Origin of the sequence: Streptomyces sp. NPDC098789 (assembly GCF_044759975.1) — a bacterium.
Taxonomy (GTDB): Bacteria; Actinomycetota; Actinomycetes; order Streptomycetales; family Streptomycetaceae; genus Streptomyces.
The window spans coordinates 37,584-56,491 of the sequence record NZ_JBIWAJ010000015.1 but is presented as its reverse complement, the minus strand read 5'-3'; the positions used below and the strand labels follow the sequence as shown (position 1 = coordinate 56,491).

Here is an 18,908-nt window from a genome sequence, read left to right as displayed (position 1 = left end):
TGCCCTACTCGGCGATCGTCAGGCCGTGCTTGCCAGCGTCTCGGCCGAGCACGGTGTGACTGATCTCGTCGCGTACGTCGGCCAGGACCCCGTCAGCCTTACGCAGGTCCACCACGCGCCCGGCGTCGGTGTCGAAGTACAGCGGGACGAATTCAGCCTTCGTGACCCTCCAGCGTTGCCCCTGTGCGGTCGGGGGCTCGAACCTGAAGCGGCCTAGGCTGCTCATGTTGCCCCGCAGGTCACGGGCCCCGGTGTGGTTGAACATCTCGCCCGCGACCTGGTCGCCCATCCCGTAGATGACCCATGTTCCGTTGTCGTCCACAGCGGCCCCTTTCGATACGCCGCCCCGTGTAGGAGCGACCCACGTGCCGTTGACCTTCTCGTACGGCTGCGGCACGTGGTTGTGGGTGCCGAGGATCAGGTCGAGGTCCGGCCCGCCCTCGGTCCGCGAGGCGGTCAACGCCCGCGCCAGCTCCAGCTGCTGTTCGTTGGGGGCCGTCTGCCATTCGGTGCCCCAGTGCACGCTGAGCACCACCACGTTCGCACCCGCGGCCCGCGCCGCGCGGGCGTCGGCGATGATCCGCCGCTGGTCGATGAGGTTCACGGACCAGGGCTTGCCCTCGGGGACCGGGATGCCGTTCGTGCCGTAGGTGTACGACAGCTGGGCGACCTTCGCGCCGCCCGCCTCGAACAGGACGGGCGTCGTGGCCTCCGCCGCGCCGCGGGCCGAGCCCGAGTGCTTGATGCCGACCCGGTCGAGGTGGTCCAGGGTCCGGGCGAGGCCGGGGTAACCGGCGTCCAGCGTGTGGTTCGAGGCCGTCGAGCAGCTGTCGTACCCGGTGTCCTTGAGGGCGTCGGCCAGCTCGTGCGGGGCCTTGAAGGTCGGGTAGCCGGTGTAGGGGCCGCCGGGCTCGCCGTACGGTATCTCGTGGTGGCACACCGCCATGTCCGCGGCGCTCACGACGGCCTTGACGCCCCCGAGTATCTTGCGGAAGTCGTGCCCGTCGCCGCCCGCGTCGAGGGCCGAGCGCTCGATGATCGACGGGTACGGGATGATGTCGCCCGTGGCGACCAGGGTGAAGGGCCGTCCGCCGGGCGGCGTGATCGCGCCGCTCCTGCCGGGCTCGGGCGCGCCACCGCCCAGCCGCTGCGCGGCCGCCGGGCGGCCCCCGTCGTCGAGCAGCCTCGGCACGGCGTAGACGCCCCCGGCGACGAGCGCGAGTCCGGCCACCCCCGTCGTGATCTTCGCGGACGTCCTCATCCTGGTCTTCCCCCGAACCTGCGGGCCGGCCGGTCCCGGCCACCGTGCGTGTCGGCACACTCTCGCACGGTCGTTCGTGCCGGGCGAGGGGAGACGGGAGGAGGAGGGCGCCCGGAACCGGTCAGGGCGACGTCAGCGTCAGCGCGTGGTCCAGCGCCTGGAGCAGCCGGCCCGTCGTCGCCCGGTCGCGCACCGCCAGCCGCAGCCAGGACCGGTCCAGCCCGGGGAAGGTGTCCCCGCGCCGGACGGCGAAGCCGAGGGCCCGCAGCCGGGCCCGCACCTCCGGTGCCCGGTCCACCCGGATCAGTACGAAGGGCCCGGCCGCCACCCCGGCCACCGTGACCTCGTCGAACTCGGCCAGCCCCGCCAACAGGTGGGCCCGGTCCACCTCGATCTGCCGCGCGGCGGCCTCCGCCTCGGCCAGCGCCGCCGGGGCCACGCACGCCTCGGCCGCCGCGAGCGCCGGGCTCGACACCGGCCACAGCGGCTGCGCCGCCGACAGCGCGGCGATCACGGCGGGCTCGGCCAGCACGTAGCCGATCCGCAGCCCCGCCAGTCCCCACGTCTTGGTCAGGCTCCGCAGCACCACCAGCCCGGGCACGTCCGTCCGCCCGGCCAGCGCCTCGCGTTCGCCCGGCACCGCGTCCATGAACGCCTCGTCGACCACCAGCGTCCGCCCCGGCCGGGCCAGCGCGGCCAACCCCGCCGCCGGGTGCAGCACCGAGGTCGGGTTGGTCGGATTGCCGATGACCACGAGGTCCGCGTCCTCGGGTATCGCCGCCGGGTCCAGCCGGAAACCGTCCTCCGGCCGCAGCAGCACCCGCTCCACCCGGTGCCCGGCGTCCCGCAGGGCCGCCTCCGGCTCGGTGAACTGCGGGTGCACCACCACCGGCCGTACGGCGCCCAGCGCCCGCGCGATCAGCACGAAGGCCTCCGCCGCCCCGGCCGTCAGCAGCACCCGCTCCACCGGCAGCCCGTGGCGCGCGGCCACCGCGGCCCGCGCCACCCGCCCGTCCGGATAGGCCGAAAGGGTGTCCAGCGAGGCGGCGATCCGCTCCTTGAGCCAGGCCGGGGGAGTGTCCGACCGGACGTTGACGGCCAGGTCCACCAGCCGCCCCGGCGCGTCCACCAGCTCCGCGTCCCCGTGGTGGCGCAGGTCGTGCGCCTCCGCCCGGGCCACCGCGCAGGTGGCCGCCGCCGACTTCCGCTTGGGCACGAGCAGCTCACCGCCGCCCGCCAGCGCCGCCGCCTCGGCCACCGAGGGGGTCGCCGCCGCCGCCCGGACCGCCTCGCTCGGATGCGGGACCGCGATCCGCTCCAGCTCCTGGGGCCCGTACGTCAGCAGCGGTACGCCGAAGCGTTCCGCGGCGCCGGAGATGCCCGCCTCGGCGGCCTTCGACTCGACCGTGGCCAGCGCGGTGACCGCGGCCACCGCCAGCCCGGCGCCGCGCAGGGTCTCCTCGACCAGGGAGCAGACCTCCTCCGCCGTGACCCCCGAGCGCCCGCCGACTCCGACGACCACCCGTTCGTACCCGCTGTAACCGCCCTGCTCGCCCACCCGGGGTCCTCGCTCCCTCGACATCGTCAGCCGTCAGCCGTCAACATTGCGTCGTCCGCCACCCCGCGCGTGAAGGTGCGCGCGGGCCCGGCAGTCGGTATTCAGGGGCCTATGGCCGTGATCGTGGCGTTGGGCGCGTTCCTGATGACGCTGGCGGGCGGGTGGACGGCGCAACGCGTCACCGACCGCCGCCACCTCGTGCTGGGCCTCGCCGGTGGACTGATGCTCGGCGTGGTGGGCCTGGACCTGCTGCCCGAGGCGATGAGGGCGGCCGGGCACGAGGTGTTCGGCGTCCCGCTGGCCCTGCTGCTCTTCGTGGCCGGGTTCCTCGTCGCGCACGTGGTGGAGCGGGTCCTGGCGGTCCGCCAGGCCGCGCACGGCGGCGAGAACGGCTCCGGACACGGCTCCGGCCGCGGGGAGCAGAGCGCCAGGGTCCCCCAGGTCGGCCTGACGGCCGCGGGCGCCATGGTCGGCCACAGCCTCGCCGACGGGGTGGCGCTGGGGGCGGCCTTCCAGGTCGGCGGCGGGATGGGGGTGGCCGTCGCGCTGGCCGTGATCACCCATGACTTCGCCGACGGGTTCAACACCTACACCCTGACGAGCCTGTACGGGAACGCCCGCCGCAAGGCCCTGATGATGCTCTTCGCCGACGCCGTGGCCCCGGTCGTCGGAGCCGCCTCCACCCTGCTGTTCACCCTTCCGGAGGAACCGCTCGGGGGATACCTCGGCTTCTTCGCCGGGATCCTGCTCTACCTCGCGTCGGCCGAGATCCTGCCCGAGGCGCACCACCGCCACCCCGCCCTGTCCACGCTGATGTGCACGGTGGGCGGCGTGGCGGGCATCTGGCTGGTCGTCGGCCTCGCGGACTGAGTTCACCTGACGTCGGAACCGGAACCGGAAGCGGAACCCGCCGCCCGCGCGGCGGCCACGAAGCGCCACGCCACCGACGGCTGGGCGGCCCAGTGGGTGTGCAGGTAGCTCGCGTGGACGCCGCCCCGGACGAAGCCCTCGACCCGGCGCTCGGGATGGGTGAACCCCCAGGCCGGGGCGTCGCCCGCGCTGGGGTCGATCACCGTGCGGTGGAACTCGTGCCCGCGCAGCCGGGTCCCGGCCAGCGCCAGCGGGCTGTCCGAGATCGCGACCGCCTCGCGGTAGCCGAGGGTGAGCCGGTCCGACATCCGGGCGTCGGCGTCCAGCACCCCGCACATCGGCTTCCCGTCCAGCGAACCGGCCAGGTAGAGCAGCCCGGCGCACTCGGCGGCCAGCGGGGCCCCCGACGCGGCGAACGCGGCCACCGCTGCGCGCAGCGGCGCGTTGGCCGACAGCTCCGGCGCGTACATCTCGGGGAAGCCGCCGCCGATGACCAGCCCGGCCGTGCCCGCGGGCAGGGCCTCGTCCCGCAGCGGGTCGAAGGTGACGACCCGCGCACCGGCCGCGGTCAGCAGCTCCGCGTGCTCGGCGTAGGAGAACGTGAACGCGGGGCCGCCCGCGACGGCGACGACCGGGCGCGGCCCGGCGTCCGCGGCGGGGACGTGCCACGCCTCGCCCCCGGGCACCCGCGCGGGATCCCACGCCTCGCAGTCCAGCGGAGGCGCGGTCCGCGCGAGCGCCATCAGGGCCTCCAGGTCGCACCCCGCCCGCACCTGCTCGGCCAGCGCGGCCACCGAGGCCAGCGCGTCCGCCCGGCGCTCGGCGACCGGGACCAGACCCAGGTGCCGCGAGGGCGCCGCGACCTGCGGCACCCGGCGCAGCACGCCGAGCACCGGCATCCCGGCCTCCTCCAGCGCCTCCTGCAGCATCACCTCGTGCCGGTCGGAGCCGACCTTGTTGAGGATCACGCCCCCGATCCGCACCTGCGGGTCGAAGGACGCGAAGCCGTGCGCGAGGGCCGCCACCGAGCGGGACTGCGAGGAGGCGTCCACCACGAGCACCACCGGCGCCCGCAGCAGCTTGGCGACCTGCGCGGTCGAGGCCAGCTCACCGCGCCCGGCGGCCCCGTCGTAGAGGCCCATCACCCCTTCGACCACGGCGAGGTCGCACCCCGCCGAGCCGTGCGCGAACAGCGGACCGATCAGCTCCGGCCCGGACATGAAGGAGTCCAGGTTGCGGCCCGGACGGCCGGTGGCCAGCGCGTGGTAGCCCGGGTCGATGTAATCGGGCCCGGCCTTGTGCGGGGACACGGCGAGGCCGCGCTCCGTGAAGGCCGCCATCAGGCCCGTCGCGACGGTGGTCTTGCCGCTGCCGGACGACGGAGCGGCGATCACCAGGCGCGGGACGGTCACGGACGTCACCACTCGATGCCTCTCTGGCCCTTCTGGCCGGTGTCCATGGGGTGCTTGACCTTGGTCATCTCGGTGACCAGGTCGGCGAACTCCACGAGCTTCTCGGGTGCGTTGCGGCCGGTGATGACCACGTGCTGGGTTCCGGGACGGTCCCGCAGCACCTCGATCACCTCGTCCACGTCGATCCATCCCCAGTGCAGCGCGTACGTGAACTCGTCCAGGACGTACAGGGTGTGCGTCTCGGCGGCCAGGTCGCGCTTGACCTGCTCCCAACCCTCCTTGGCCGCCTGCTCGTTGTCGAGCTGCGCGTCGCGCTGGACCCAGGACCAGCCCTCGCCCATCTTGTGCCAGACGACCGGGCCGCCCTTGCCCGTCTCGCCGAGGGCCTTGAGCGCGTTCTCCTCGCCGACCTTCCACTTCGCCGACTTGACGAACTGGAACACCCCGACCGGCCAGCCCTGGTTCCAGGCGCGCAGCGCCAGACCGAAGGCGGCCGTCGACTTGCCCTTGCCGGGGCCGGTGTGGACGAAGACCAGCGGGCGGTTGCGGCGCTGACGCGTGGTGAGTCCGTCGTCGGGGACGACGGTGGGCTGTCCCTGGGGCATTAGGCGGCCTTCCTCTGGGTGCGGGTCCGGGTCTGGGTCGGGCTCTGGTGCGCGTGCTGGTTCTGCTTCTGGTTCTGGTGCTGCGCCGACACGGCGGTACGCACGTCCTTCACGAGCCCGGCCAGCGAATCGGCCCGCAGCCCGTCGAGGGTCACGGCGGGACCGCCCAGATCGGTGGCCAGTACCCCGGCCAGACCGAGCCGGACCGGGCCCGACTCGCAGTCCACGACGACCGAGGCGACGTGCTGGCCCTGGAGCAGCAGCGCCGCCCGCCGCGCGAGCGCCCGGGCGTCGCCGCCCGCCGCTCCCGCCGAGGTGGCGCGGCCGTCGGTGACGACGACCAGCAGCGGGCGGCGCGAGGGGTCGCGGAGCCGCTCGACGCGCAGCACCTCGTGGGCCTTGAGGAGACCCGCCGCCAGCGGGGTGCGCCCGCCGGTCGGCAGCTGCTCCAGCCGGGCCGCCGCCGCGTCCACCGACGAGGTGGGCGGTAGCGCCAGCTCGGCGCCGGTCCCGCGGAAGGTGATCAGGCCGACCTTGTCGCGCCGCTGGTAGGCGTCCAGCAGCAGGGACAGGACCGCGCCCTTGACCGCGCCCATCCGCTTGCGGGCCGCCATCGATCCCGAGGCGTCGACGACGAAGAGGACGAGGTTGCCCTCGCGTCCCTCCCGGGTCGCCTGGCGCAGGTCGTCCTTGCGCACGACCAGGCCGCGGCCGCTGCGCCCGCGGGCGAGTTGGTGCGGGGCGGCCGCCTGGACGGTCGCCGCGAGGTGCAGCTTGGTCAGCTGGCCCCGGGGGCGCTGGGCGCCGGTCGTGCGCCCGTGCGCGGTACGGGCCCGCGAGCGCCGTCCGGACGCGCCCTCGCCGAGCCCCGGGACGCTGAGCATCTTGGTCCGGAAGGGGTCCGCGGCCCCCACGGCGGCCTGGGTGGGACCGTCGGCCGCGTCGGCACGGGCCGGCGCGGGCTCCGCTGCGGGCTCGGGGTCCCCCTCCGGGGCCGACTCCGGGGCCGACTCCGGCGCCGGATCGCTGCCGTGGTCCTGGGGCGGCGCCCCGCCGTCGTCGGGCCCGCCGTCGGGGCCGCCTTCGGGTCCGTCACCCGGTCCGCCGTCCGTGCCGCCTTCCGGTCCGCCGTCGTCCGGGCCCTCCGGCTCGGGCTCCGGGTCGGGTTCCGGCTCCGGCTCCTCGTCCGGGAAGGAGTCGAGGATCTCGTCGAGCTTGTCCTCGTCCAGCCCCGGCGCGTCGAAGGGGTTGCGCCGCCGCCGGTGCGGCAGCGCCAGCAGCGCGGCCTGCCGGACGTCCTCCTTGCGCACGTCCGTCCGCCCGTCCCAGGCGGCCAGCGCGGTGGCGGTGCGCGCCATCACGATGTCGGCCCGCATCCCGTCCACCTCGAAGGCGGCGCAGGTCGCGGCGATCTGCATCAGCGCGCCGTCGCCGAGCACCACGCGGCCCAGCAGGGCCCGCGCCGCGACGACCCGGGTCCGTACGTCCGCCTCGTCACCGGCCCAGCGCGCGGTGAAGGCCGCGGAGTCGTCCTCGTACGCGAGCCGGCGGCGCACCACCTCGACGCGCTGCGCGGGCTCGCGGGAGGCGGCGACCTCGACGGTCAGCCCGAAGCGGTCCAGCAGCTGCGGCCGCAGCTCGCCCTCCTCCGGGTTCATCGTGCCGACCAGCAGGAAGCGGGCGGCGTGCCGGACGGAGACGCCCTCGCGCTCCACGTAGGAGGCGCCCATCGCCGCCGCGTCGAGGAGCAGGTCGATGAGGTGGTCGTGCAGCAGGTTGACCTCGTCGACGTAGAGGATCCCGCGGTGCGCGTCGGCCAGCAGACCCGGCTCGAAGGCCTTCACGCCTTCGGACAGGGCGCGCTCGATGTCGAGGGCGCCCACCAGCCGGTCCTCGGAGGCGCCGACCGGCAGCTCCACCATCCGCGCGGGCCGTGCCGTGCCCGGACCGCCCTCGTGCGGGCCGTCGGGGCAGGCCGGGTCCGGCGCGGCGGGCGCGCAACTGAACCGGCAGCCCGCGACGACGTCGACCTGCGGCAGCAGCGCGGACAGCGCGCGGACGGCCGTGGACTTGGCCGTCCCCTTCTCGCCGCGCACGAGCACGCCGCCGACCGCGGGGCTCACGGCATTGAGCAGGAGCGCCAGGCGCAGGTCGGCCTGGCCGACCACTGCGGTGAACGGGTAGGGCGTGCTCATGCGTTGCTCACTCCTTGGGCAATTCCAGCCTCGCCGGCGTTTGAGGCGCGGGTCCGGGCGGAGCCCGGTTTCGGGAAGGGGTGGGTAGGGGACGGCCCCCGCAGGGCCCGGGCCGTCGTCACGGCGCACCCGGCGGCAGGAACGGCAGGCCCGCGGGGGCGCCCGACTCGATCAGCCGCAGCAGGGCGTCCGTATCCGCGTGCTCCTCGATCAGGTCGCCGAGCAGGTCCAACTGCTCCTCCCGCAGGGAGCCGAACGACGTGTCCGGCGCCGGCACGAACCGCCGCCCGGCCGCGCGCGCGACCTCCCGCAGGAAGGCCCGCCGGAAGCCGTCGCTCTCCAGCGACCCGTGCCAGTGGGTGCCCCACACCTCGCCGACCCGGCACCCGTCCAGGAAGGGGGTCCCGCCCCGCACGTCGGCCACGCCGTGGTGGATCTCGTACCCCTGGACGCTCTCGCCCAGGGCCCGACCGCTCGGCCGGGCGAGGGTCTTCTCGCGCGCGAAGCGCACGCGCACGGGCAGCAGCCCGAGCCCGTCGACGACCCCGGCCCGGGATTCGACCTCGTCGTCGATGGACTCGCCCAGGGCCTGGAAGCCGCCGCAGATGCCCAGCACCGGGCGCCCCTCGGCGGCCCGCCGGGCCAGCGCGTCGGCGAGCCCGCGCTCGCGCAGCCAGGCCAGCGCCTTCACGGTGCCGCGGGTGCCCGGTACGACGACCAGGTCGGCGTCGGCCAGTTCCTCGGCCCGGTCCACGAAGCGCACCACGACGCCCGGTTCGGCGGCCAGCGCGTCGACGTCCGTGAAGTTCGACATCAGGGGCACCGCGCAGACGGCGACCCGCAGCACGTCCTCGCCGACCGGCGGGGCGACCACGGATTCCCGTACGGCGCCGCGCAGGGAGACGCGCAGGCCGTCCTCCTCGTCGATGCCGAGGCCGTGCTGGAAGGGGAGCACGCCGTACGTCGCCCGCCCGGTCAGGCCCCGCAGCATCTCCATGCCCGGCTCCAGCAGGGAGACGTCGCCGCGGAACTTGTTGACGAGGTAGCCCGCGATCAGCGACTGGTCCTCGGGGGACAGCAGCGCCGTCGTGCCGAAGAACGAGGCGAAGACCCCGCCGCGGTCGATGTCGCCGACCACGACCACCGGGAAGCGCGCGGCCCGTGCGATCCCCATGTTCACGATGTCCGTGCGCCGCAGGTTGATCTCGGCCGGACTGCCCGCCCCCTCGCAGATCACGGCGTCATACGTGCCCCGCAGTTGCTCCAGGCAGTCCGTGACGATGCCGAGCAGCTGCTCCTGGCGCCCTCCGTGGTAGCCGCGCGCGCTCATCTCGCCCACCGGCTTGCCCAGCAGCACCACCTGGCTGCTGCTGTCGCTGCCGGGCTTGAGCAGCACCGGGTTCATCAGGGCGGTCGGCTCGACCCGGGCCGCCTGGGCCTGCATCGCCTGGGCGCGGCCGATCTCGGCGCCCTCCAGGGTGACGAAGGAGTTCAGCGACATGTTCTGGGCCTTGAAGGGGGCCACCTTCACGCCCTGGCGGGCCAGCCAGCGGCAGATGCCCGCCGTGACCACGCTCTTGCCCGCGTCGGAGGTGGTCCCGGCGACCAGGAGCCCCCCGCCGCGCCGTGCGCCGCTCATGCGCGTCCCTTCGCCTTCGTCGTACGGGCCGGACCGCTGCGGTCCGACGTGCAATGTGCCACCAACACCCGCAAGGACACGCAGGCCCCGAGGGAGATCCAGGTCACCCGGCGGGACAGCCGCACGGCCCGCTCGATGTCCGCGACCTCGACCGGGCGGCCCGCCGCCCCGTTCAGCACCGCCCGGTGCTCCACGCGCCCGGCGTACGCCAGGGTCCCGCCGAGGCGGACCCCGAGCGCCCCGGCGAAGGAGGCCTCCACCGGTCCGGCGTTCGGGCTGGGGTGGGCCGCGGCGTCCGCGCGCCAGGCCCGTACGGCGCCCCGCCGGTCCGGTCCGGCCAGTACGGCGGCCAGCGCGGTCAGCCGCGCGCCCGGCCAGCCCGCGACGTCGTCGAGCCGGGCCGAGGCCCAGCCGTAGCGCAGGTGGCGGGGGGACTTGTGGCCGACCATCGCGTCGAGGGTGTTCACGGCGCGGAAGCCCAGCAGCCCGGGCACTCCCGCCAGGGCGCCCCAGACCAGGGCGCCGACGACGGCGTCGGAGGTGTTCTCGGCGACCGACTCCACGACGGCGCGGGCGATCTGCTGGTCGTCCAGGGCCTGCGGGTCGCGCCCGCACAGGTGCGGCAGCCGCTCGCGGGCCACCTCGGTGTCCCCGGCGGCGAGCGCGCCCCCGATGGCGCGGGCCTCGCGACCCAGCGAGGTGCCGCCGACCACCGCCCAGGTCGCGGCGGCGGTCAGGGCGATGCGGGCGGCGGCGGGCCGGGAGCGCACGGCGCGGGCGCCGAGCGCGCCGACGGCGGCCGCGCCCCCGGCGCACACCAGGGCGTGGACCGCGCCCCGGGCGCGGCTCTTGCCCCACAGGGCTCGTTCGACGGTGGCGGCGGCCCGCCCGAAGGCGGCGACGGGATGCCCGCGGCGCGGATCACCGAGGATCCGGTCGCCGATCAGGCCGGCCGTCGCGCCGTACGCGAAAACGCGATCGGCACGCATGTGGCAGGTAGGTCCTCACTCAGGGTCCGCGCCCTGGTTCGACGTGTCCGGTGGCGAGAGTTCCTGGCTTCCGGGAGCCTTCGGCTCCTCGGTGACAGTGGCGGGACCGCGCCGGATTCGCACCGGACTTCCTCTTCATGCCGCCGTATTGGCTCGGGCAGTCCACCACGCACCGCGAACGCCCGTCAACTTGCCGTTGACCTGCGAAAGCTCCCCCCGGCCGCGGGCCGGAGGGAGCTTTCGGACGTGCTGGTGCGGGAGGGGCGCCCGGGGGTGACCGGGGTGTCAGCTGACGATCAGGTAGATCGCGTAGCCGACGGCCACCGCGCACAGTGCGAAGCAGGCGTACGCGCCGGTGCGCGCCAGGTGGGCGGTGCCGCCCTGGCCGGTCGCGGTCTCGTGCTTCGAGAGGCCCACGATGCCCAGGGTGAAGAGGGTCACGAGGGCGACGGTCGCGGAGAGGCTGACGCCGAACACGGAGCCGAGTGCTGCCCAGTCGATCTTCATACTGCCGATTCCTCTGTGGGTCAGACCGCGGCGGCGGGAGCCGCCGGTGCCGGGGGAGCGGCCGGGGCCGGGGTCGGGATGGTCGCCTTGAAGGCCTCGTCCGTGACCGCGGCGGTGGTGCCCGCGACCGGCGGGACGGCCACGGCGGCGATCGCGGTGGTGACCACGCCCGGCGCCTCGGCGGCGGTGTCCGCGGTGGTGCCGGCGGCCTCGTTCACGTTGGTGTGGTCGACGACCTGGCGGCGCGAGATCAGCCAGATGGCGACGCAGGAGCCGACGAGGAAGAGGGCGACGGCGGCGACGCCGACGTCACCGGTGCGCATGACCAGCTCGGCGCCCGCGGCCACCAGGGCGGCGGCCGGCAGGGTCAGGCCCCAGGCGATGAACATCCGGCTGGCGGTGGACCAGCGGACCACGCCGCCCTTGCGACCGAGACCCGCACCCATGACCGCACCGGAGCAGGCGTGGGTGGTGGAGAGGGAGAAGCCGAGGCTGGAGGAGGCCAGGATGACGCTCGCGGCCGAGGTCTGGGCCGCGAAGCCCTGCTGCGGCTGGAGGTCGGTCAGGCCGCTGCCCATGGTGCGGATGATGCGCCAGCCACCGAGGTAGGTGCCCATCGCGATCGCCATGCCGGCGGAGACGATCACCCAGACCGGCGGGTTGGAGCCGGGCGCGAGCGCCCCGCCCGCGACCAGCGCGAGGGTGATGATGCCCATGGTCTTCTGCGCGTCGTTGGTGCCGTGCGCGAGGGAGACCAGACCGGCCGAGGCGATCTGACCGGCCTTGTAGCCCTTGGCGGAGGTCTTCTTGTCGACGTTGGCGCCCAGCTTGTAGGTCAGCTTGGAGGCCAGCATCGCGGCCACACCGGCGACGATCGGCGCGGCGATCGCGGGGAGCAGCACCTTGGTGACGAGCGTGTCGCCGTTGACGGCGCCGAGGCCGGCGGAGGCGACGGCCGCGCCGACCAGGCCGCCCATCAGGGCGTGCGAGGAGCTGGACGGCAGGCCGACCAGCCAGGTGACGAGGTTCCAGAGGATCGCGCCGACGAGCGCGGCGAAGATCACTTCCGGCTGGATGCCTTCTTCGTTGACCAGGCCCTTGGAGATCGTCTTGGCGACCTCCACGGACATGAAAGCGCCGACGAGGTTCAGCACGGCGGACATGGCCACCGCCGTCTTGGGCTTGAGCGCGCCGGTCGAGATGGTGGTAGCCATCGCGTTGGCCGTGTCGTGAAAACCGTTCGTGAAGTCGAACACGAGAGCGGTGATGATCACGATCCCGAGGAGAAGCGTTATGTGCTCCATTTACCCAGGCTTCTGTTTGACGTCAGTGGCTAGCCGACCGTAGGCAATCTGGGTGAACGGAAGATGAACTGGAACGGGCGGAGCGGTGTACCGGTCGGGGGTCGATTTGGGGCCCTCGTCCCGGTTGATAGGTCGATCCATCGATTTACGCACGTCAGGCCGGGGTTGGCTACCGGCCGGACGGGGGCATTCCGACCCGCCCGGCCACTCGCCCGGACGCCCGGACGAGATCCAGATCACGCCCGGAGCGGCGTCGGAGCGGAGCCTGGGCGGAGGCGGGGCGGACCCCGCCCGCACCCTGGTCGGGGTCCGGGTCCGGACCCTGCGGAACGCTCGGCTCCGTCGGCCGGGACCGACCGCTCCACTGGCCGGGGCGGGCGTGCCGGTCGACACTGGAGCGGTGCGCTCCGCAACGACGACGGCAGCGGCCGTCACCACCACCCTCACCGCCGCCGCAGGCCTGGCCGCGGCGGCCACGGTCGCCGCGGTCGCGGTCGGCCGGCACGCGGCCGACGCGGCCCTGCGCAACGAGCCCGGGCGGCCACTGCCCGGCGGGCCCCGGCTCACCGTCCACTCCACCGCGGCGGACCGGGTCGCGCTGACGCTCTCCCTCGCCTCCCTGCGGTCCGGCACGTACGCGCTGGCCGCGCCCGGGGTGCACGCGGTCGTCGGGGCGGTCCTGCCCGACGCCCCGCACGACCCGGACACCGTCGTGCGCCGCCTGGTGGGGGTCACCCACGGCACGCTGGCCCCCGGCGCCCGGGTCCGCCTGACGCCCCAGATCCACGTGGGCGACCCGCGCACCGCGCTCGGTCTCGACCACGCCGACGTGGACGTGCCGGGGGAGCTGGGCGCCCTGCCCGCGTGGTTCGTGCCCGCCGCCCGCGACACCTGGGTGATCACCGTCCACGGACTCGGCGGCACCCGGGAACACCCGATGGTGGTCATGCCCTTCCTGAACCACCACCGCCTCCCCGTCCTCGACCTCGCCTACCGCGGCGACCTCGGCGCCCCCCGCCCGCCGGACGGCCTCGGGCACCTCGGCGCCTCGGAGTGGCGCGACGTGGACGCGGCCATCCGCTACGCCCTCCGCTTCGGCGCCCGCCGGGTCGTCCTGCACGGCTGGTCCACCGGCGCCACCATGGCCCTGCTCGCCGCGGAGCGCTCCGCCCTCGCCGGCAGGATCTCCGGCCTGGTCCTCGACTCCCCGGTGCTGGACTGGCGCACCACCCTGGAGCGGCTCGCCGCCGCCCGGGGCACCCCGGCCGCACTGCTCCCGCTCGCGGTGCGGGCCGCCGAGGGCCGTACCGGGCTCCGGGTCGACCGGCAGCCCCCGGGGGCCGATCCGGCGGCGCTGCGGATGCCCGTACTGATCTTCCACGGGCCGGACGACGCGCTCGCGCCCTGGGAGCCCGCGCGCCGCCTCGCCGCGGCCCGGCCCGACCTCGTCACCCTGCGGACCGTCCCGGGCGCCCCGCACGGGGCGATGTGGAACGCGGACCCCGCGGGCTACGAGGAAGCCCTGCGCAGGTTCCTCACCCCTCTTATGTAGCCACCGTGGCGGGAAGGGTGGTTTGCCCCGTTATCGACCATCACCCTCCAGTGGTAACGAACGGTTCCGTTTGGGCTTTCGGGCAGTGACGGGCGAGACTGCTTCCGTGACGTCCCGAAAGCCTGATGAGCAGTTGGCTCGCGACTCCAGACTCCGACTCGTCTCTGCGCGCTCCGTCGCCACGGCCCGCAAGGCGGTGACGGACCGGAGCACCCGGCCGGCACCCCGGCCGCCGGCGGGCACCCCCGCCGCGCCCGACCTCGCGAACCGGGCCCGCGCCTCGCTGGCGGACGCCGTGCGCCTGGCACGCTGGGCCGAACACCACCTCGGTGTCGCCGACGGGTCCCGGCCCGCCCCCGCGGGCGCGCTGCCCGCCGCCGACGTCGAACGGGCCGCCCGCCACCTGGGCCTGACGCACGGCCAGATTCAGGTCGGCTGGGACCGCGCCCGCCTCGCCGGCCTCGTCGAGGTGCACGGCGGCCACGCCCGCCCCGGCTGGCGGCTGCGCGCCTGGGACCGCGACGACACGGCGGTCCTGCGCGGCTGGGTCGCGCTCTTCGACGCCTGGTCGCTCGTCCACCCGGCACCCGCCGACATCGCCCCCTCGGCCGTCGCCGACGTGGTCGAGTCGATGCCCCAGGTCCTCTCCCTGCTCCAGCTCTCCGCGGGCCCGGTGACCGTCCCCGCGCTGCTGGACCTGCTCGGCCAGCGCGTCGTCGAACTGCGCGACGAGCGCTGCGAAGTCCCCTACGACGCCCCCGCGTCCGACCTCCAGGCGCCGGGCGCCGCCGACCGTCCCGTCCCGCTGGCCCGCCTGCTGCGCTGGGCCCTCGGCGGCCTGGCCGCCGTGGACGCCGTCACCCTGGGCCCCGCCATGGCCGCGCTCACCCCGCTCGGCAGCTGGGCGGTCTGGGTCAAGCTGGAGCAGATCTGCGTGGCCGCGCAGAGCCCCGCCGGGAACATCGAGCAGTCGGCCGCGGCCATGCTGCACGGCTGCGCCCGGCTCACCCCCGGCCCGGCCCGCGCCGAATACCAGGCCTGGCTCGCCGCCCGCCCGGTCGGCCACGCCGTCAGCGAGCTGCTGCACGCCGCCCGCGGGGAGGACGCGCTGCTGCGCGGCCTGGCCTTCGAGGCGCTGCGCGTGGTCGGCGCCCGGGCCGAGCCCGAGGTCCGGGCCGCATCGCGCGAGGCCGCGCTGCGTCCCTACGCCCTGCTCTGGCTCGCCGAGCACGACGGGGTGGACCCCGACGAGGCCCAGGAGGTGCTCACCCGCGAGGAATCGACCTGGCTGTGGGTCGACACCGCCGCGGCCATCGCCGACCACGGCGAGGCGGAGCTGCTGGCCCGCCACCTCGACTCGGCCGTGCGCACCACCGTGCCCCGGCTGCTGGACGAGGTCCGCGCGGTCGGTCACCCGCGCACCGTGCAGGTGCTCGTGGCGCTGGCGGCCGCGCACCCCGACCCGGCCCTGGCCAAGGCGATGCGCCGCGCCGCCTTCCAGGTGCACACCGGCGGGGTCTAGGGCCTGTCGTCGACGTCGGGCCGCCCTCCGGGCGACGACGCGACGTCGACGACACCCCCTGGCCGACGACGTGCGCGCCGCGGGGTCAGACCTGCGGCGCGTACGTCCCGAAGCTCCAGATGTTGCCCTCGCCGTCGCGGGCCATGTAGTCCCGGGACCCGTAGTCCTGGTCGGTCGGCGGCATGAGGATCTCCACCCCGTGCTCCGCGGCCCGCCGGTGGTGCGCGTCCACGTCCTCGACCACGATGTACACCCCGGTCGGGCCGGCGTCGGCCATGGCCGCGTCGAAGACCCCGCCCCGGCCCTTGCTGCCCAGCATCACCATGCCGTTGCCGTAGGCCAGCTCGGCGTGCATGACCGCGCCGTCCTCACCCTCGTACACGGCGGCCTGGGTGAAGCCGAAGGCCTCGGTCAGCTGTTTGATGGCGGCCTGGGCGTCGCGGTAGAGCAGCGTCGGAAAGATGGTCGGAACACCTGCCACGGCGATCACTCCCTCTCGTCGATGTGACCCGGGTCACCAGTCTCGCAGGAGGGTGCGACAGTCAGCGGAAGGTGTTGCACTGGGCCATGTCGCCCGTCCGGTAGCCCTGGTAGAACCACTGCTGGCGCTGCTCGGCGCTGCCGTGCGTCCAGGATTCCGGGGTCACCCGACCCTGGAACTTCTCCTGGATCCGGTCGTCGCCGACCGCCGCCGCCGCGTCGAGGCCGTCCCTGATGTCCTGCTCGGTCAGGCTGGTGATCAGCGGCCGCCCGGTGGTCTTGTCCGGGGTCTTGGTGGCGTTGTGCGCCCAGACCCCCGCGTAGCAGTCGGCCTGGAGCTCGACCTTGACCGCGTTGCTGTTCGCGCCCTGCCGTCCGTCCTGGGCCTTCTGCAGGGTGCCGGTCAGGTTCTGGATGTGGTGCCCGTACTCGTGGGCGATCACGTAGGCCTGGGCGAACGGGCCGCCGCTCGCGCCGAACTTGGTCCGCAGCTCGTTGAAGAACCCCAGGTCGAGGTAGACCTTCTGGTCGCCGGGGCAGTAGAACGGGCCCACCGCCGAGGTGGCCGTGCCGCAGGCGGTGCCGACCTTCCCGGTGAAGAAGACCGTCTGCGCCGGGGTGTACTGCCCGCCCCGCTTGGTGAACTCCTGCTTCCAGAAGTCCTGCGTGCTGTTGACCACGGCGACCAGCCGGCAGTCCTCCCGCGCGTTCGCGTCCCGGCCCGTCTTGCAGGTCTGCTGCACCTGGGCGGCCGAGGAGGAGGTGGCGGCGGGCTCCGGGCTGCCGTCGGAGAGCCCGAGCTGTTCGGGCCCCACCCCGAAGAGCAGCCCCATCACCAGCGCGATGAAGCCCACGATGCCGCCACCGATGGTGGCCCTACCTCCGGGGATGCGGCTGTTCCGGACGTCCTTGACCTCGGATGTGTCCAGATTGGCGTCGTCGTCGAACTGCATCCCGCACGCCCTCTCATCGTGAAGTGGGGGAGGTCACGTGTCCGCCCCTGCGGCGAGTACCGATCCCTTCATCCTGGTACGCCCGGCCCCGCGGCGGCGCCGTACGGGGGCCGAACGGGGGACGCGGGTCGGCGCCCGCCCCCCGCCGGGCGCCCCGCAAAGTAGTTGCGCGCCCCCGGTAGAATGGCTCCCATGGCAAATCTCCTCGCGGATTAGCGGCGTCGAAGACTCGCGTCCCTGCCCCCCTTCCGCCGTCCCCACCGCTCTGGAGTATTTCCGTGATCACCGCCACCGGCATCGAGCTGCGCGCCGGCGCCCGCATCCTCATCGAGAACGCGTCCTTCCGTATCGCCAAGGGCGACCGCATCGGCCTCGTCGGCCGCAACGGAGCGGGCAAGACCACACTGACCAAGTGCCTCGCGGGGGAGGGGACGCCCGCCGCGGGCTCCATCGCGCGCTCCGGCGAGGTCGGCTACCTCCCGCAGGACCCGCGCACCGGCGACCTCGACGTCCTGGCCAGCGACCGGATCCTCTCCGCGCGCGGCCTGGACGTCCTGCTCAAGAAGATGCGCATGAACGAGGAGCGCATCTCCTCCGGCTCCGGCGCCACCCGCGAGAAGGCGATGCGGCAGTACGAGCGCCAGGAGACGGAGTTCCTCACCAAGGGCGGGTACGCCGCCGAGTCCGAGGCCGCGACGATCTCCGCCGCCCTCGGCCTGCCCGACCGGGTGCTCGGCCAGCCCCTGCACACCCTCTCCGGTGGTCAGCGCCGCCGCGTCGAGCTCGCCCGCATCCTCTTCTCGGACGCCGACACGCTCCTCCTCGACGAGCCGACCAACCACCTCGACGCCGACTCGATCGTGTGGCTGCGCGACTACCTGAAGAACTACCGCGGTGGCTTCATCGTGATCTCCCACGACGTCGACCTGGTCGAGACCGTCGTCAACAAGGTCTTCTACCTGGACGCCAACCGCGCTCAGATCGATGTCTACAACATGGGCTGGAAGCTCTACCAGCAGCAGCGCGAGGCCGACGAGAAGCGCCGCAAGCGCGAGCGCCAGAACGCGGAGAAGAAGGCCGCGGCCCTCAACTCCCAGGCCGACAAGATGCGCGCCAAGGCGACCAAGACCGTCGCCGCGCAGAACATGGCCAAGCGCGCCGACCGGCTGCTCGCCGGACTGGACGCCGTCCGCGTCTCCGACAAGGTCGCCAAGCTGCGCTTCCCGGACCCGGCGCCCTGCGGCAAGACCCCGCTGACCGCCGAGGGCCTGTCCAAGTCGTACGGCTCGCTGGAGATCTTCACCGACGTCGACCTGGCCATCGACAAGGGTTCGCGCGTGGTCATCCTCGGCCTCAACGGCGCGGGCAAGACCACCCTGCTGCGCCTGCTGTCGGGCACCGAGAAGCCCGACACCGGCGAGGTCACCCCCGGCCACGGCCTCAAGCTCGGGTACTACGCCCAGGAGCACGAGACCCTGGACCCGGAGCGGACGGTCCTGGAGAACATGCGCTCCTCCGCGCCCGACCTGGACCTGGTCGCCGTCCGCAAGACGCTCGGCTCCTTCCTGTTCTCCGGCGACGACGTCGACAAGCCCGCCGGGGTCCTCTCCGGTGGCGAGAAGACCCGCCTCGCCCTGGCCACCCTGGTCGTGTCCTCGGCGAACGTGCTGCTCCTCGACGAGCCCACCAACAACCTCGACCCGGCCAGCCGCGAGGAGATCCTCGGCGCACTGCGCACGTACAAGGGCGCCGTCATCCTCGTGACGCACGACGAGGGCGCGGTCGAGGCGCTGGAGCCGGAGCGGATCATCCTGCTCCCCGACGGCGTCGAGGACCTGTGGGGCCCGGACTACCGGGACCTGGTGTCGCTGGCCTGACGCGCCCCGCCGGGGCCGTTGATCCAGTTCCTTATGGATCATTCGGCCCACCAGTGATCCATCATCTGAGTGAGAACGTCTCGTATTCCCGCACCCTGTACAACGGCCCCGGCCGCGCGCTCACCGTCGCGCGGCCGGGGCCCGCTGTTTTTCCCGCGCGGGTCCTGACCTGGAGATTCCTACC

14 protein-coding genes, 1 pseudogene and 1 riboswitch are annotated in these 18,908 nt (G+C 74.3%); of the genes and pseudogenes, 4 read left to right on the top strand and 11 right to left on the bottom strand.

Annotated features, from left to right (window positions below; all coding sequences use genetic code 11):
• Positions 1 to 4 precede the first annotated feature (4 nt).
• Both ACIQWR_RS27345 and cobC read right to left on the bottom strand, forming a co-directional pair.
• Complete coding sequence (locus ACIQWR_RS27345) at positions 5 to 1,261, bottom strand: CapA family protein (protein WP_404014663.1); 1,257 nt, start codon at positions 1,259 to 1,261, stop codon at positions 5 to 7.
• 121 nt (positions 1,262 to 1,382) lie between these two features.
• Complete coding sequence (gene cobC, locus ACIQWR_RS27340; RefSeq protein ID WP_404014660.1) at positions 1,383 to 2,843, bottom strand: Rv2231c family pyridoxal phosphate-dependent protein CobC; 1,461 nt, start codon at positions 2,841 to 2,843, stop codon at positions 1,383 to 1,385.
• 87 nt (positions 2,844 to 2,930) lie between these two features.
• On the opposite strand from cobC, the gene ACIQWR_RS27335 reads away from it, so the two are divergent.
• Entirely contained in the window at positions 2,931 to 3,689 is a 759-nt protein-coding gene (locus ACIQWR_RS27335; RefSeq protein ID WP_404014657.1) for a ZIP family metal transporter, read from the top strand.
• A 2-nt stretch (positions 3,690 to 3,691) separates the two neighbouring features.
• Here the strand turns inward: ACIQWR_RS27335 and ACIQWR_RS27330 are convergent, their stop codons facing one another.
• From ACIQWR_RS27330 to ACIQWR_RS27300, 7 genes and pseudogenes are all read right to left on the bottom strand, one after another.
• A complete protein-coding gene (locus ACIQWR_RS27330; protein ID WP_404014654.1) occupies positions 3,692 to 5,101 on the bottom strand; it encodes a cobyrinate a,c-diamide synthase in 1,410 nt (469 codons plus the stop codon).
• Positions 5,102 to 5,106: 5 nt separating this feature from the next.
• Complete coding sequence (gene cobO / locus ACIQWR_RS27325) at positions 5,107 to 5,706, bottom strand: cob(I)yrinic acid a,c-diamide adenosyltransferase (RefSeq protein WP_399259136.1); 600 nt, start codon at positions 5,704 to 5,706, stop codon at positions 5,107 to 5,109.
• Positions 5,706 to 7,901: a putative cobaltochelatase gene (locus ACIQWR_RS27320; protein WP_404014652.1), complete on the bottom strand. Its 2,196-nt coding sequence runs from the start codon at positions 7,899 to 7,901 to the stop codon at positions 5,706 to 5,708. The genes cobO and ACIQWR_RS27320 overlap by 1 nt, the downstream gene beginning before the upstream one ends.
• A gap of 22 nt (positions 7,902 to 7,923) precedes the next feature.
• Positions 7,924 to 9,540: pseudogene (locus tag ACIQWR_RS27315) on the bottom strand (cobyric acid synthase); the annotation flags it as partial.
• Positions 9,537 to 10,529, bottom strand: coding sequence for a cobalamin biosynthesis protein (locus ACIQWR_RS27310; protein ID WP_404014649.1), 993 nt, complete (start codon positions 10,527 to 10,529; stop codon positions 9,537 to 9,539). The gene ACIQWR_RS27310 and the pseudogene ACIQWR_RS27315, both read right to left, overlap by 4 nt.
• A 34-nt stretch (positions 10,530 to 10,563) precedes the next feature.
• Positions 10,564 to 10,711: riboswitch (cobalamin riboswitch) on the bottom strand.
• Between the two features lie 103 nt (positions 10,712 to 10,814).
• A complete protein-coding gene (locus tag ACIQWR_RS27305) occupies positions 10,815 to 11,036 on the bottom strand; it encodes a hypothetical protein (RefSeq protein ID WP_354382247.1) in 222 nt (73 codons plus the stop codon).
• Positions 11,037 to 11,056: 20 nt separating this feature from the next.
• On the bottom strand, positions 11,057 to 12,340 hold the full coding sequence (locus ACIQWR_RS27300; RefSeq protein WP_404014647.1) for an anion permease: 1,284 nt from the start codon (positions 12,338 to 12,340) through the stop codon (positions 11,057 to 11,059).
• Between the two features lie 400 nt (positions 12,341 to 12,740).
• On the opposite strand from ACIQWR_RS27300, the gene ACIQWR_RS27295 reads away from it, so the two are divergent.
• The gene (locus ACIQWR_RS27295) at positions 12,741 to 13,892 is read left to right on the top strand and encodes an alpha/beta hydrolase (protein WP_404014644.1); all 1,152 of its coding nucleotides are present in this window, start codon (positions 12,741 to 12,743) and stop codon (positions 13,890 to 13,892) included.
• A gap of 106 nt (positions 13,893 to 13,998) precedes the next feature.
• On the top strand, positions 13,999 to 15,414 hold the full coding sequence (locus tag ACIQWR_RS27290; protein ID WP_404014641.1) for a hypothetical protein: 1,416 nt from the start codon (positions 13,999 to 14,001) through the stop codon (positions 15,412 to 15,414).
• Positions 15,415 to 15,499: 85 nt separating this feature from the next.
• Here ACIQWR_RS27290 and ACIQWR_RS27285 read toward each other — a convergent pair whose 3' ends face one another.
• Positions 15,500 to 15,895 (bottom strand): VOC family protein, encoded by a 396-nt coding sequence (locus ACIQWR_RS27285; protein ID WP_399259130.1) that lies wholly within the window; start codon positions 15,893 to 15,895, stop codon positions 15,500 to 15,502.
• A 61-nt stretch (positions 15,896 to 15,956) separates the two neighbouring features.
• A complete protein-coding gene (locus ACIQWR_RS27280) occupies positions 15,957 to 16,847 on the bottom strand; it encodes a neutral zinc metallopeptidase (protein WP_404014637.1) in 891 nt (296 codons plus the stop codon).
• Positions 16,848 to 17,125: 278 nt separating this feature from the next.
• Between ACIQWR_RS27280 and ACIQWR_RS27275 the strand changes: the two genes are divergently transcribed.
• On the top strand, positions 17,126 to 18,724 hold the full coding sequence (locus ACIQWR_RS27275; protein ID WP_404014635.1) for an ABC-F family ATP-binding cassette domain-containing protein: 1,599 nt from the start codon (positions 17,126 to 17,128) through the stop codon (positions 18,722 to 18,724).
• Positions 18,725 to 18,908 lie beyond the last annotated feature (184 nt).